The following is a 14,055-nucleotide window of genomic DNA, read 5'->3' on the forward strand; positions in this document are numbered from 1 at the left end:
AGCGGCGACGTGCCGGAAGATTCGCCATTCACTACTCTCTATGCGCCCTCTGTGGCAGAGAACGCCTCGCGGACTTCCTTCACCGGCGCCATGTCGCGGACGAAGCTGAACGCGCCGTTGTCCTTCATCTCGCGGGCACAGCGCAGGAACGCAGCCAGCGCGTGGCGCTGCATCGCGCCGCCGACGCTGATGCGCTTGACGCCGGCGGCGGACAGCTGCTCGACCGTCAGGGTCGGGTCGGCAAAGCCCATCACGAGGTTGAACGGCCGTTTCAGCGCCGAAACCACGGTCTTGATAGTGCGGATGTCGTAGAGGCCCGGTGAATACAGCACGTCGGCGCCGGCGGCCTCGAAGGCCTGCAGCCGCTTGATCGTGTCGTCGAGATCCTTGCGGCCGTGCAGGAAGTTCTCCGCCCGCGCCGTCAGCGTGAACGGGAACGGCAGTGCCCGCGCTGCCTCGACGGCGGCCTGAACGCGCTCGACCGCCAGCGAGAATTCATAGATCGGATGCTCGCTATTGCCGGTCGAATCCTCGATCGAGCCGCCGACGGCGCCGGCTTCGGCGGCGAACCGGATGGCCTCGGCCGCGAGCTTCGGCATGTCGGCTCCGCAATTTTCGAGGTCGGCGCTGACCGGCAGGTCGGTGGCATCAGTGATCGCCCGGCAATTCTCGATGATCTCGTCGAGGCTGACGGTCGCGCGGCCGAGCGTGTTGGCGAGCCCGAGGCTGGTGGTCGCGAGTGCCTCAAAGCCCATCGCCGCGAGCAGCTTCGCCGTTCCGGCATCCCACGGGTTTGGAATGATGAAGGCGCCGGGCCGCTGATGCAGCTCGCGAAACCTTGCTGCCTTGTCTGCCTGCGTGCGCATCTGAGCTCCTGTCTGTTCCGAGATCGACTGGCCCAAGCGATAGGGCGGTTTCTTCCATCAGACAAATTTGTTATTTCTCTCGATAGCATCAGCTTTTTGCATGAGGTCCGACATGGACAGCGACGCACTCAACACGTTCCTGGTGGTGCATCGGCGCGGCGGGATCTCGCATGCCGCCAAGGCGCTGCATCGCTCGCAGCCGGCGATTTCCCGGCGCATCGCGCTGCTCGAGCAGGAGCTCGGCGTGCCCCTGTTCGAGCGGATCGCGGGCAAGACGAGGCTCAGCGACGCCGGGCGAGTGATGGTGCCCTATGCCGAACGCGCGGTGGCGGCGGCGCAGGACGCCGAGAATGCGGTGCGCGCATTGCTGCGTGACAATTCCGGCCCGGTGGCGCTTGCGGTGACGGGCACGCTCGCCGGCGAGCGGCTCTCGAAAGTGCTGAAGCGCTTTGCCCGCCGGCATCCGGATGTCGCGCTGACGCTGCGCACCGCCACAAGCGCCGAGGTCAGTGATCTGATTCGGCGCGGCGAGGCGACGATCGGGCTGCGCTACGATCGCGACCGCTCAGGCGATCTCGATTGCGAGGTGCTGTTCGCCGAGCCGCTCCAGGTGGTCTGCGCGCCGGACCATCCGCTGGCCGGACGCAGGCTCGGCAAGCTCGCCGATCTCAGGGACGAGCGCTGGATCGCCTTTCCCGAGGTGCCGGGACGCCGCGAGATCACCGCCTCGCATGTGTTCGCGTTGTTCCTGACACACGGGCTCGGCGAAGTCGCCTGGACGCCGGTCGACAGCCTGACGGCGCAGAAGCGGCTGGTCGAGGCCGGGCTTGGGATCGCGCTGCTGTCACACAGCAATGCAGCCGAGGAATTGCGCGCATCGACGATCGCGACGATCCGGGTCGGCAATCTCACCGCAAGTCACGAGGTTGTCGCGGTGACGCGGCATGGCGGCTTCCTCAGCGCCGCGTCACGCCGCCTGCTCGATATCATCCGGGCCGATTTCACGAAGGCGAGGGGCACAAACACGTCGCGCCGGAACGGTGTCCGGCGCGCGTAAAGATTGAATTGAAGCTCAGGCGGCGCGTGAACTCAGGTTCCCGCCCTCACTTGCGCCGCGGCCACGGCCAGCAGCTCGTCCATCTTGGCGCGGACGTCGCGCTCGGTGACGACCTGGCCCTTGGCGGTGAGGTCCCTCAGAACCTTGTGCAGAACGTCATTGTCGCCGGCTTCCTCGAAGTCGGCGGCCACCACCTCCTTGGCGTAGGCGTTGGCGGCATCGCCTGCGATGCCGAGCTTCTCGGCGGCCCACAGGCCAAGCAGCTTGTTCCGGCGGGCCTCGGCCTTGAACTTCTGCTCCTCGTCGAGGGCGAACTTCTTCTCGAAACCTTCCTCGCGCTTGTTGAATTCGCTCATGGCCGAAGTTCCAATCCCCTGCTGAATGGCGGGCTGCTGCGCGTTGCGGCAGCCCCGGTGCCTGCCTAGATAGGTAAGAGGAATCGGCAAGACAACGAGCCGTTAAGCCGCAGGCAAAACAGGCGGAATCGGCCCTTTATGATAGGGCGGTATAAGTGCCCCCAAGGGGGCACTATCGATTGTGCTGGATGGGCCAATCGGATAGGTTGCCAACAGGCATGGTTCTTGTTCTGTTTCCAGTTGGATTACCCAGGTTCCAGGCCTCCGCGGCAGCTCCGTCGTGGGTCGTAACCCCAAGTCATCCGGAGCACCCAAATCCATGGATTTCAACAAAACACGGTACATCCCAATGAGCCGTCGACGCCGTATTTATGAAGGCAAGGCCAAGGTGCTTTACGAAGGCCCCGAGCCGGGAACCCTGATCCAGCACTTCAAGGACGACGCGACCGCGTTCAACGCCAAGAAACACCAGGTGATCGAGGGCAAGGGCGTCCTCAACAACCGGATTTCGGAGTACCTGTTTCAGCACCTCAACGACATCGGGGTGCCGACCCACTTCATCCGCCGCCTCAACATGCGCGAGCAGCTGATTCGCGAGGTCGAGATCGTGCCGCTCGAGGTGGTGGTGCGAAACGTCGCCGCCGGCTCGCTGTCGCAGCGGCTCGGGATCGAGGAGGGCACCCAGCTGCCGCGCTCGATCATCGAGTTCTATTACAAGAACGACCAGCTCAATGACCCCATGGTGTCAGAAGAGCACATCACCGCCTTCGGCTGGGCCACGCCGCAGGAGATCGACGACATCATGGCGCTGGCCATTCGCGTCAACGACTTCCTGACCGGCCTCTTCCTCGGCATCGGCATCCGTCTCGTCGACTTCAAGATGGAGTGCGGGCGGCTGTTCGAAAACGAGATGATGCGGATCATCGTCGCCGACGAGATATCGCCGGACTCCTGCCGCCTGTGGGACATCAAGTCGAACGAGAAGCTCGACAAGGACCGTTTCCGCCGGGATCTCGGTGGCCTGCTCGAGGCCTATACCGAAGTGGCAAAGCGCCTCGGCATCCTGATCGAAAACGAGCGGCCGGCCGGCAGCGGCCCGGTGCTGGTGAAGAGTTAAGCTTAAGGGGCGACCGTGAAGGCACGTGTGACTGTGACATTGAAGTCGGGCATCCTCGATCCGCAGGGCAAGGCGATCGAGGGTGCGCTGAAATCGCTCGGCGTCGACGGCGTCGCCAGCGTCCGCCAGGGCAAGGTGTTCGACATCGAACTCGCCGCGACCGACAAGGCCAAGGCGGAGGCGGCGCTGAAGGCCGCCGCCGACAAGCTGCTGGCGAATACCGTGATCGAGAACTATCGGGTCGAACTCCTGAGCTGACCGAGCGAGCCACATGACATCCGCCGCTCCCGCCCGTTCCGGCAGCAATCGCGCCTTGGTCCCATCGTTCTTGCTTGTCCTGCTGATGGCTGCTGGAATCGGAGGTGCTTCGGCGCAATCGGTGCCGGCGCCACCATCCGCGACGCAGCGGCCGCCGGTTGCAGTCAGCGGCTGGCGTTACGAGCGCAGCGGTGCTGACAGGCACGTCTTCCACTGCGAACAATCGAGCTGCGGTGCGGGGTCCAAGGTCAGCTTTCGGCTTTATGCTGCTGACAATCCGATGACCCTGGAGCAGTTCCGTGACAGCCAGGACCAGATCATCAAGGCGTTGGAGCAGCGAACGCCGGGAGAGCGCATCACGATTCTAGGGGTCGATGGTGACAAGGGAACTGCAGTGCCACGCATGTTCCGGGCACGGCGCCTGACCGTGACGCCAAACGGTGTCAGCGAGTATCAAGTCAATGGTTTGCTGTTCGGTGCGCGCGCCTCTGCCAGCCTGATCAGCTCGGCCCACAACGAGAAGGCCAGCAATGACAACTACGCAAAGTTCATGGTTGCTCTAGCGTCCAAGATCCGGTGATCCGATGAAATCAGCCGTCCTCGTCTTCCCTGGCATCAACCGCGAGCGCGACATGGCGCGCGCGCTCAAGCTCGCCTCCGGCAATGAGACCGCGATGGTCTGGCACGCCGAGACCACGCTGCCCAGGGGCACCGACCTCGTCGTGGTGCCGGGCGGCTTCTCCTATGGTGATTACTTGCGCTGCGGCGCGATCGCGGCCCGCGCGCCCGTCATGGACGCGGTGCGCGACTTCGCGGCCAAGGGCGGGCTCGTGCTCGGCGTCTGCAACGGTTTCCAGATCCTGTGCGAATCCGGGCTGCTGCCGGGCGTGCTGATGCGCAATGCGCAGCTGAAATTCGTCTGCCGCGACGTGCATATGCGGGTCGAACGCTCCGACACCCCGTTCACCCGCGGCTACAATGCCGGCCAGGTGATCCGTGTGCCGGTCGCGCATGGCGAAGGCAATTACGAGGCGGACGAGGAGGCGCTGAAGCGGCTCGAAGGCGACGGGCGGGTGCTCTATCGCTACTGCTCGCCGGAGGGCGTGGTCGACGAGGCCTCCAACGTCAACGGCGCCGCGCATTCGATCGCAGGCATCGTCAACGAGCGCGGCAATGTGCTCGGCATGATGCCGCATCCGGAAAACCACGTCGAAGAGATCATGGGCTGCACCGACGGCCGCGGCCTGTTCGCAGGCCTGGTCCAGCATCACGAAAAGGCGGCGTAAGGACAATGCTGCGGCGGTGGTGCCTTGCCGCGGCTGCGGCGGTTGTGCTTGCGACGGCGGCCAACGCCCAGGACTTCCCGAAGCGTCCGATCACGATGATCGTGCCGTTCGCGGCAGGCGGCACGTCCGACGTGATCGCCCGCGCGGTGGCCGACCAGATGGGCACAGCGCTCGGCCAGACCATCATCATCGAGAATGTCGGCGGCGCCGGCGGCTCGACCGCGCTGACCCGCGCCGCCCGCGCCGAGCCGGACGGCTACACGATCGCGATCGGCAATGCCGGAACCAACGCGGCGACCTACACCATCTATCCGAAGCTGGCGTTCACGCCCGACTCCTTCGCGCCGATTGCCGTTGTGGCGAAAACCTTCGGCATCGTCGCGCTGCGCAAGGATTTTCCGGCCAAGGATCTCAAGGAATTCATCGACTACGCGAAGAAGAATCCGGGCAAGGTCAATCTCGGCCATGCCGGCGTCGGTTCGTCGAACTATTTGATCTGCAAGAGCTTCGTGCATGCCGCCGGGATCGACGTGCAACTGGTCGGCTATCGCGGCGCGGCGCCGGCGCTGACGGACGCGATCGGCGGCCAGATCGATGGCGTCTGCGATGCCGCGGCTTCGGTGTCGCAGGCGATCGACGACAAGCTGGTGAAAGCGGTGGTGGTCGGTTCGACCGTGCGGCTCGCCTCGCTGCCGGAGTTGCCGACCTCGGCCGAGGCCGGTCTGCCCGAGTTCGAGGCGCAGGGTTGGAACGGGCTGTTCGCGCCCAAGGGCACGCCGCCCGACATCATCGCCAAGCTGAACGCCGCCGCGCGCACTGCGGTCGCGAGCGAGACGGTGAAGAAGCGCTTTGTCGATTTGTCGACGGTCGCGCCCGACGCCAACGAGCTCGCGCCCGAGGTGCTGCAGCAACTCGTGACCCGCGACGTCGCGAAATACCGCGCGCTGCTGGCGGACGACAAGAAGTAGGCCGCAAGCCTATCGTCGCAGCCGCCGCAACCACCGCTTGATGGCCTCAGCCGGCACCGTCATCGCCGCGACGCCGGCCATGACTAGCAAGAGGCCCAGCGCCAGGTTCGACGGCACCGATTCCCCGAGCAGCAGCACAGACAATGCGACGCCGATCGGAATCCGCAGGTAACCCTGCGCGTTTGTGGTGAGCGTTCCGAGCCGCGTCAGGCACATGTAGAACAGCATCAACCCGAACGCGCTGGAGAAGATGCCCATCACGACGGTGGCGACCAACGCCTGTGGCGTCGGGTGCAGCGTCCAGGGATGGTCGACGATCAACGCGACCGGCAGCAGCACGGTGCCGCCGAACAGCAGCGAGCCGGCGGCCACCACCATCGGATCGTAGTCCGACAGCCGAAGCCCGAAGATCGTGGCGCAGGCGAACGAGACGGTGGCGAGGAGGATCGCGATCTCGGCGAAGATCTCCTTGCCGAAGCCTGAGAGCGCGTCGAGGCCGATGATCGCGACCGTGCCGGCGAGGCCGAGGATTGCACCGACCAGCTTGAGCGGCGAGGCCGGCTCGTGCCGCGTGATCGCCCAGGTGATCAGGAAGGCGAAGATCGGCGTCGTCGAGGCCAGCACCACGGTGTTGGACGCCGGCACATAGAGCTGCGCCCAGGTGATCACCAGGAACGGGACGGTGGAGTTGATGGTCTGCTGGAAGGCGAACAGCTTCCAGGCCTTGATGTCGGTCGGGATGCGGATGCCGCGGATCCGCAGCACCACGAGCAGGAACAGGGCGGCGACCAGCGAGCGCGCCGAGATGAAGGTGACCGGCGGGATCGAGCCGAGCCCGATCTTGGTCAGCGGATAGGTCGAGCTCCAGCAGCAGGCCAGCGCCACGAGCAGCGCATAGTCGCGCCAGCCCCGCGCGCCCGGCGCGGTGGACAGGATCGGCGTTATCGCGGGAGCCGTCGCGCCGCCCGTCTTCGCTGTGCTCTTCGGCACCTTGTTGGCTCCCCCGCGCATTGGCGCGCGAAGCAGCAATCTAGCGTGGCTGCACGCTGCAACGCTAGAGCATTGAATTTGCGCGGATATCCCGTTTGGAGGAATTGGCAGGCTGCGCCCCAGGCGCGGGCTGAGGGCGCGTGCCGTCTGCCGCTCCAGCTCATATTACCGTTTTGTGACATGGCCCACACGGGCATGTCGCGCGTCCTGCTAGGCTCGAACGCATGACGAAGCATTTCAGATTACCGATCATTTTCATTGCTCTGATCGTCGCAACGCAGTGCTTGGCTGCGGAGACAAAGGGCGCGGGCTCAACCTTCGTGTCACCGGTGATGGCGAAATGGATCGATGCCTACAAGGCAAAGACCGGCAACACCGTCAGCTATCAATCGGTGGGCTCGAGCATCGGCGTCGGCCTGATCAAGAAGGCAGCCGTCGATTTCGGCACGAGCGACATGCCGCTCGATCCGAAAGAGCTCGACAGGCTCGGCTTGATGCAATTCCCGATCGTGATCGGAGGCGTCGTGCCGGTGGTGAACATCGAGGGCGTCAAGCCCGGCCAGATCCAGTTCACCGGGCAGCTGCTCGCCGACATCTATCTCGGCAACGTCAAATTATGGAATGACCCGGCCATCCAGGCGGTCAATCCCGATCTGAGGCTGCCGCGCGCGGCGATCACCGTGGTGCATCGCCTCGATGGCTCGGGCACGACGTTCAATTGGTCGAACTATCTCTCGAAGATCAGCGCGCAGTGGAAGGCAAGCGTCGGAGAGGGTACGTCGGTCGAATGGCCGGTCGGGCTCGGCGGCAAGGGCAATGATGGCGTCGCCTCGCTCGTCAGTCTGATTCCAGGGGCGATCGGCTATCTCGAATACGCCTACGCGCTGCAACGGCTCGACCGGATTTCGTTCGGCCTGGTACGGAACAGTGCCGGCAATTTCGTCACGCCGGACGCCGCATCGTTCCAGGCTGCGGCCTCAAGCGCCGACTGGACGACGACGCAGGATTTCAACCTGGTCCTCACCAACGCGCCGGGCGAAGACGCGTACCCGATCACGGCCACGACATTCGTCTTGATGCACAAGCAGCCGAAATCGCCCGACCGGTCGGCAACCGCGATCGACTTCCTGCGCTGGTCATTGGAGAGAGGCAAGTCGCAGGCGCAATTGCTCAACTACGTTCCCTTGCCGGCCACGCTGGTCGAGCAAATCGAGCAGTATTGGCAACACAATTTCGAGGCGCTCACGGCGTCGGTGGCGACGCCCGCAAAGCGCTGACGTTGCATGCATTTGGAGAGGCCTAATGCCGCGATGGACGCCGTTCTGGCGTCCATCGCTTAACATTTGCCGGAACTACCGGCGCGAGATCTAGCGCAGGACCTCGCTCAGCACCTCGCCATCGACCTGATGCGGGGTGGTGCCGAGGAGCCGCATGATGGTCGGCGCTACGTCGATATTGCGCATGTGCCGCACCACGGTGTCCTTGCGGATCTGCGGCCCCGCGGCGATGAACGTCGCGCTCATCACCGGAAGTTCGGGGTCGTGGCCGTGGGCACCGTAGAAGTTCGGCATCGACAGCGCGGTGGTTGCCGCGCTGAACGGCGCATCGCCCTGGCGCGCGACGCCGGGATTCTGCACGCCGTCGAAATTGTAGCCGGGTGCCATCAGCGCGAACACGTCGCCATAGTCCTGGCCGACGGTCTTGCTGGTGCACTGTCCGGTGCCGGCGTCGCATTGCAGCGGCCGGGTCTCGACGACGGTGAAGATGCGCTGGTCCTTGAGCGAGTAGTTGAAGCGCGCATTGGGATCGACCGCGTTCTTCACCGCGTCGGTGATCTGCGCCACCAAGGCCCGGTAGGTCGCCAGATCGACGGTGCCGCCGAGTTCGCGGTTCTGCAGGTTGATGTAGATGTCGGCGGCCGGGCCGGAGGTGCGGATCCCGACCTTGCTGGTGTCGATGCCCGCGTTGCGGAGGATGTTGGTGAGATTGACCGAGGTGTGGAACGGCGCGAAGCCGTGATCCGACACCACGACGACATTGCTGTCGCGGCCCGCCGCATCGGCAATCTGCTTCACCGCCTTGTCGGCCATCTGGTAGGCGAAGCGGATGTAGGACGCGTATCGCTTGACCTTGGCAGAATCCTGGTTGGCGCCGATCGAATTCGGATCGGTCGGGCTGGTGCCCTGGCGGGGATCGGTCAGCAGGAACTGGTGCTCGGAGCCGTCGGGCTGCTCGATATAGACCATGACGAGGTCGGCGTCGGGATGAGTCTTGATCGCGCGCTCGCCGATATTCGCCTGGTAGCGGACGAAGGTCTTCACCATGTCCTCGTACATCGTCTCGATCTCGACGTCGGGGAAGCTGGTGAAGCCTGGGCTCAGGCGTTCCGGAATGCGGAAGTCGGCCTGCGGACGCCAGAAGCCGATGTTGTTGTTGATGTCGTCGACATCGGCAAGCACCGGCGTATTGCGCGGGATGAAGTTGGCGCCGTAGCGGGCGAAGCGCACGACCGAGAGGTCGGGCGACAGCGCCGAGACGAAGTAGGCGGCACCGACCTTCGCCCCGCTGCCTTCAAAGAAGAACGGTGCGTTCTCGCCGCCGAACTTGACATAGGCCGGCCCGGTCGATGGCGCGTGGAACGGTCCGGCGGTAATGCCGCGGTTGTCGTCGAAGAACACCAGCGTGTCGTAGTTCACCTTGCGATCATTGGTGGTATCGATTGCGGCGACGCGGATCGAATATCTGACGTCGAGCGTCGACGCGTTGGTGCAGGTCGCGGTCGCCGCGGCGGAGCATGAGAACGTCTCGATCGGCGCCGAGGTCACCAGCACCGGGCTGAACGAGAAACGGCCCGCAGCCTGTAGCGCCGCCACGATGCCCGGATCGGCCGTGAAATCGCTTCGCGACAGCGAGAAGCCCTGGGCCCCGATGCCGCCGAACGCGCCGAACGGCACGGTGAAATCGGTCACGCGGGTCGGCTGGGCCGGCTGCACCACGGTCTTGTTGATGGAGATGTCGGCGCCGTCGCCGCCGGGCCACGTCGCGGTGATGACCTTCTTGCCCTGCTGGCGCAGTTGCACCCATAAGGGCTGTGCCGTCGGGTGCGGCGACGGCCCGAGCGGGCTCTCGTTGTAGCCGCCGATCGGCGCCGCAAAGCCGCTGATGCTGCTCGAGATCGGCCCGACGATCGGCTCGAAGGTGTTCGAGGGGATGTCGTTGTGGACCGCCGTCGAACCGGTCGCGATCGCGATATGCGACACCGCGGTGAGCGACGGCGACGCCGTCACGTTCTGCAACGCCACCGCGCCGCGCCGGCTCAGCCGGGCCAGGCCGCCGTCTCGCGGCAGCACGCCTTCCTCGATGAATTTCTGGATGAAATCGGGCTTGGCACCATCGAGCGAGATCAACACCACGCGCGGCTTGCGGCCATGATGGTCGCCGTCATGGTCCAGATCCTGGTCGTGACGGCGAGAATCGCCAATCCCGCGATCACTATTGTCGCCGTCCTGACCGGCGCGCGCCGGAGTCGCAGTCCACGCCAGTGATGCGACAAGCGACATCGCCGTCGTCACGGAAACAAACGTCTTCAATTTCATGAGAATGCCCCATATTCGCTGCGCGAACGCACAAACGGAAACCGTTCAGCAATCTTCAGGGGCTTGGCTGACGCGCATGTGACGCGTGCGCGACGACGCAACGACAGCACGGCGTCGCGTCACAGCTGGCGTTCGCATTGCGTCACGCGAAGAACGCGCGTGAACACAACGAGCTAGAGTTGTGCTTTCGATTCATCCGTGCCGATGTAACGGCTGGATGACGGCATGTGTCCACCGACGTCGCGCGCTTTCGCGCGAAGCGGGTTGTGAATTTTACACTGTCGGCTCCGCCGGCGCCTTGCGCTTCACCCGCTTGATGGTGCCGGAGAAGGTGAACAGCGGCCGCTCGGCTGAGGTCAGCATGCCCCGCACGAAGATCAGCGATCCGCCGGCACGGGTGACCTCGCCGGTGCATTCGATCAGGTCGCCTTCGCGCGCCGCATCGAGGAATTCCGAGGCGAACGACACCGTGACACCCGGGCCCTGGAGCACCGAGGCGGCGAGGGCGAACAGGCAGTAGTCCGCGAAGGTCATGAAGCAGCCGCCGTGGACGTTGCCGGAGCCGTTGAGGTGCTTCTTGCCGACCCGGAATGCGCAGGCGATGCGGCCGTTCTCGTCCATGCGGTGGTAAAAGGGGCCGGTATGGGTCTCGAAATTGTCCCGGGTCCAGGTTCGCCAGCCGGCGAATTCGCCCTCGGTTTCGACGTGCAGGTCGGGACGGCGGTTGAATGCGGTTTTGGCGAGCTCGTTCACGAAATATGGCCTTCAATTATCGGGTTCGGGTCCTTAAATCCGATCCATCCCCATTGTGCAAATCCCGGGCGCAAATCCCGGGCCGACCGACACTGGCCGCAAAGCTCTGGACAGGGCGGAAATGCCCCGTAAAAGGCCTTTTCGCCCCCGTTCGATCTACCTATTAAGGGTCCCATGACCGAGCCCAAGAACGCGCCCAAGAACGAGCCCAAGATCACCCCCGAACTCGTCGCCGCCCATGGGCTGAAGCCGGACGAGTATGAGCGCATCCTTAAGCTGATCGGGCGGGTTCCGACCTTCACCGAACTCGGCATCTTCTCGGCGATGTGGAACGAGCACTGCTCGTACAAATCGTCGCGCATTCATCTGCGCGGCCTGCCGACCAAGGCCCCCTGGGTGATCCAGGGCCCCGGCGAGAATGCCGGCGTGATCGACATCGGCGACGGCCAGGCGGTGGTCTTCAAGATGGAGAGCCACAACCACCCGAGCTACATCGAGCCCTACCAGGGCGCGACCACAGGCGTCGGCGGCATCCTGCGCGATGTCTTCACCATGGGCGCGCGGCCGATCGCCTGCCTGAACGCGCTGAGCTTTGGCGCGCCGGAGCACCCCAAGACCCGGCATCTCGTCTCCGGCGTGGTCGCGGGCGTCGGCGGCTACGGCAATTCGTTCGGCGTTCCGACGGTCGGCGGCCAGGTGCGCTTCCATACCCGCTATGACGGCAACATCCTGGTCAACGCGATGGCGGTGGGCCTCGCCGACGCCGACAAGATCTTCTACGCGGCGGCCTCGGGCGTGAACATGCCGATCGTCTATCTCGGCTCCAAGACCGGCCGCGACGGCATTCACGGCGCCTCGATGGCGTCGGCCGAATTCGACGATGCCTCCGAGGAGAAGCGCCCGACCGTGCAGGTCGGCGATCCCTTCGCCGAGAAGCTGCTGCTGGAAGCCTGCCTCGAGATCATGGCGGCCGATTGCGTGGTCGCGATCCAGGACATGGGCGCGGCGGGCCTGACCTGCTCGGCGGTCGAGATGGGCGCCAAGGGCGATCTCGGCGTCGACCTCGATCTCGACGCGGTGCCGACCCGCGAGACCGGCATGAGCGCCTACGAGATGATGCTCTCGGAGAGCCAGGAGCGCATGCTCATGGTGCTCAAGCCCGAGAAGGAAAAAGAGGCCGAGGCGATCTTCCGCAAATGGGGGCTCGATTTCGCCATCGTCGGCTACACCACGCCGACCAAGCGTTTCGTCGTCAAGCATGGCGGCGACGTGATGGCTGATCTGCCGATCAAGGAGCTCGGCGATGAGGCGCCGGTCTATGACCGCCCGCACGTCGCCTCGACTGCGCTGCCGGTGATCCGTGGGCAGGACGTCAAACCGCCGCTCGGCATCGCGGAGGCTCTTACGAAGCTGGTCGGCACGTCCGAATTGTGCTCGAAGCGCTGGGTGTGGGAGCAGTACGACCACGTCATCTTGGGCAATACCATGCAGCGTCCCGGTGGCGATGCCGCGGTGGTTCGCGTCGAGGACGGGCCGAAGGGGCTCGCGCTCACCGTCGACGTCACGCCGCGCTACTGCGAGGCCGATCCGTTCGAGGGCGGCAAGCAGGCGGTCGCCGAAGCCTGGCGCAACATCACCGCGGTCGGCGGCCGGCCGCTCGCGATCACCGACAACCTCAACTTCGGCAATCCGGAGCGGCCCGAGATCATGGGCCAGTTCGTCGGCTGCCTGAAGGGCATTTCGGAGGCCTGCCGCGCGCTGGACTTCCCGGTCGTGTCCGGCAACGTCTCGCTCTACAACGAGACCAACGGCCGCGGCATCCTGCCGACGCCCTCGATCGGCGGCGTCGGCCTGCTCGACGACTTCACCAGGTCGGCGACCTTGGCATTCAAGGCGGCAGGCGAGGCGATCCTGCTGGTCGGAGACACCCAAGGCTGGCTCGGCCAGTCGGTGTACCTGCGCGACGTCTGCGGCCGCGAGGAGGGCGCTCCGCCACCGGTCGATCTCGCCACCGAGAAGCGCAACGGCGACGTGATCCGCGGCATGATCCACGCCGGCACCGCGACCGCGGTGCATGACGTTTCCGACGGCGGGCTCCTGATCGCGCTGGCCGAGATGGCGATTGCGAGCGGCATCGGGGCACAGCTGCTGGCGGCGCCGTCCTCGCACGTGCCACATGCCTATTGGTTCGGCGAGGACCAGGCCCGCTACATCGTCACCGTGCCTGCTGCCGACGCAGGCCTCGTGCTGGCCAAGATGAAGGGTGCCGGCGTGCCCTGCGCGCGCATCGGCACCACCGGCGGGGACGCGATTGCGGTCGCCGGCGAGCCGCCGGTGACCGTCGAAAGCCTGTCCCGCGCCTTCGAGCACTGGCTGCCGAACTATATGCGCAGCACTGCCGCCTGATCAGGCTGCATCAGGCGCTGCGGCGTCAAGCAAGGAAGACCTCAATAGCGCGATGAACCCGTCATCGCGCTATTGCTTTTTGCTCAAATGCGATCCGTTCGGATCAAATTTTACGTCGCGCCGCGGACCGCGCGCCACGCAAAGATGATGACGCAGGCGCCGATGAAGCCGGCGACGAGATAGCCGATCCATCCTCCGCCGAGCGACACGCCGAGCAGACCCAATAGCCAGTTCGCCAGCGCGGCGCCGACGATGCCGAGGATGATATTCATGACGATGCCGGTTCCGGTCTTCATGAACATCTCGGCGAGCCAGCCGGCCAATCCGCCGACGATGATCGCGGCGATCCATCCAACTTGAGGGTCGTTCATCCCAGGACTCCTTGAGGTCAAGCAGTCCGGC

The 14,055-nt window shown here is 65.0% G+C and carries 14 protein-coding genes; 8 read left to right on the forward strand and 6 right to left on the reverse strand.

Annotation, left to right across the window (positions count from 1 at the left end; genetic code table 11):
* Positions 1-38: 38 nt before the first annotated feature.
* On the reverse strand, positions 39-866 hold the full coding sequence (locus ABIB78_RS19865) for an isocitrate lyase/PEP mutase family protein (protein ID WP_429027619.1): 828 nt from the start codon (positions 864-866) through the stop codon (positions 39-41).
* Between the two features lie 112 nt (positions 867-978).
* Here ABIB78_RS19865 and ABIB78_RS19870 point away from each other — a divergent pair, with 112 nt between their 5' ends.
* On the forward strand, positions 979-1,923 hold the full coding sequence (locus ABIB78_RS19870; protein WP_429027621.1) for a LysR family transcriptional regulator: 945 nt from the start codon (positions 979-981) through the stop codon (positions 1,921-1,923).
* Positions 1,924-1,955: 32 nt separating this feature from the next.
* On the opposite strand, the gene ABIB78_RS19875 is transcribed toward ABIB78_RS19870, so the two are convergent.
* Entirely contained in the window at positions 1,956-2,279 is a 324-nt protein-coding gene (locus tag ABIB78_RS19875) for a DUF1476 domain-containing protein (protein WP_429027622.1), read from the reverse strand.
* A gap of 349 nt (positions 2,280-2,628) precedes the next feature.
* Between ABIB78_RS19875 and purC the strand changes: the two genes are divergently transcribed.
* The 5 genes from purC to ABIB78_RS19900 are packed head-to-tail and all read left to right on the forward strand — an operon-like array spanning position 2,629 to position 5,908.
* Positions 2,629-3,396 carry a phosphoribosylaminoimidazolesuccinocarboxamide synthase gene (gene purC / locus ABIB78_RS19880; RefSeq protein WP_016843454.1) on the forward strand — a complete coding sequence of 256 codons (768 nt, stop codon included), beginning with the start codon at positions 2,629-2,631 and terminating at the stop codon, positions 3,394-3,396.
* Positions 3,397-3,411: 15 nt separating this feature from the next.
* On the forward strand, positions 3,412-3,654 hold the full coding sequence (gene purS, locus ABIB78_RS19885; RefSeq protein ID WP_407151658.1) for a phosphoribosylformylglycinamidine synthase subunit PurS: 243 nt from the start codon (positions 3,412-3,414) through the stop codon (positions 3,652-3,654).
* Between the two features lie 13 nt (positions 3,655-3,667).
* Positions 3,668-4,234, forward strand: coding sequence for a hypothetical protein (locus tag ABIB78_RS19890; protein WP_429027624.1), 567 nt, complete (start codon positions 3,668-3,670; stop codon positions 4,232-4,234).
* A gap of 4 nt (positions 4,235-4,238) precedes the next feature.
* Positions 4,239-4,940 (forward strand): phosphoribosylformylglycinamidine synthase subunit PurQ, encoded by a 702-nt coding sequence (gene purQ, locus ABIB78_RS19895; RefSeq protein ID WP_429027626.1) that lies wholly within the window; start codon positions 4,239-4,241, stop codon positions 4,938-4,940.
* A gap of 5 nt (positions 4,941-4,945) precedes the next feature.
* Positions 4,946-5,908: a tripartite tricarboxylate transporter substrate binding protein BugD gene (locus ABIB78_RS19900; protein WP_429027627.1), complete on the forward strand. Its 963-nt coding sequence runs from the start codon at positions 4,946-4,948 to the stop codon at positions 5,906-5,908.
* Positions 5,909-5,917: 9 nt separating this feature from the next.
* On the opposite strand, the gene ABIB78_RS19905 is transcribed toward ABIB78_RS19900, so the two are convergent.
* Entirely contained in the window at positions 5,918-6,898 is a 981-nt protein-coding gene (locus ABIB78_RS19905; RefSeq protein WP_429027629.1) for a DMT family transporter, read from the reverse strand.
* Positions 6,899-7,182: 284 nt separating this feature from the next.
* On the opposite strand from ABIB78_RS19905, the gene pstS reads away from it, so the two are divergent.
* A complete protein-coding gene (gene pstS, locus ABIB78_RS19910; RefSeq protein WP_429027631.1) occupies positions 7,183-8,175 on the forward strand; it encodes a phosphate ABC transporter substrate-binding protein PstS in 993 nt (330 codons plus the stop codon).
* 90 nt (positions 8,176-8,265) lie between these two features.
* On the opposite strand, the gene ABIB78_RS19915 is transcribed toward pstS, so the two are convergent.
* Entirely contained in the window at positions 8,266-10,494 is a 2,229-nt protein-coding gene (locus ABIB78_RS19915; protein ID WP_429027633.1) for an alkaline phosphatase family protein, read from the reverse strand.
* Positions 10,495-10,767: 273 nt separating this feature from the next.
* Positions 10,768-11,247: a PaaI family thioesterase gene (locus ABIB78_RS19920; RefSeq protein WP_429027636.1), complete on the reverse strand. Its 480-nt coding sequence runs from the start codon at positions 11,245-11,247 to the stop codon at positions 10,768-10,770.
* Between the two features lie 174 nt (positions 11,248-11,421).
* On the opposite strand from ABIB78_RS19920, the gene purL reads away from it, so the two are divergent.
* Positions 11,422-13,653, forward strand: coding sequence for a phosphoribosylformylglycinamidine synthase subunit PurL (gene purL / locus ABIB78_RS19925; RefSeq protein WP_429027639.1), 2,232 nt, complete (start codon positions 11,422-11,424; stop codon positions 13,651-13,653).
* Positions 13,654-13,763: 110 nt separating this feature from the next.
* Here the strand turns inward: purL and ABIB78_RS19930 are convergent, their stop codons facing one another.
* Positions 13,764-14,024 carry a GlsB/YeaQ/YmgE family stress response membrane protein gene (locus ABIB78_RS19930; RefSeq protein ID WP_429027641.1) on the reverse strand — a complete coding sequence of 87 codons (261 nt, stop codon included), beginning with the start codon at positions 14,022-14,024 and terminating at the stop codon, positions 13,764-13,766.
* Positions 14,025-14,055: the final 31 nt, after the last annotated feature.

Source organism: Bradyrhizobium sp. I1.14.4, from assembly GCF_050435825.1.
Lineage (GTDB): Bacteria > Pseudomonadota > Alphaproteobacteria > Rhizobiales > Xanthobacteraceae > Bradyrhizobium.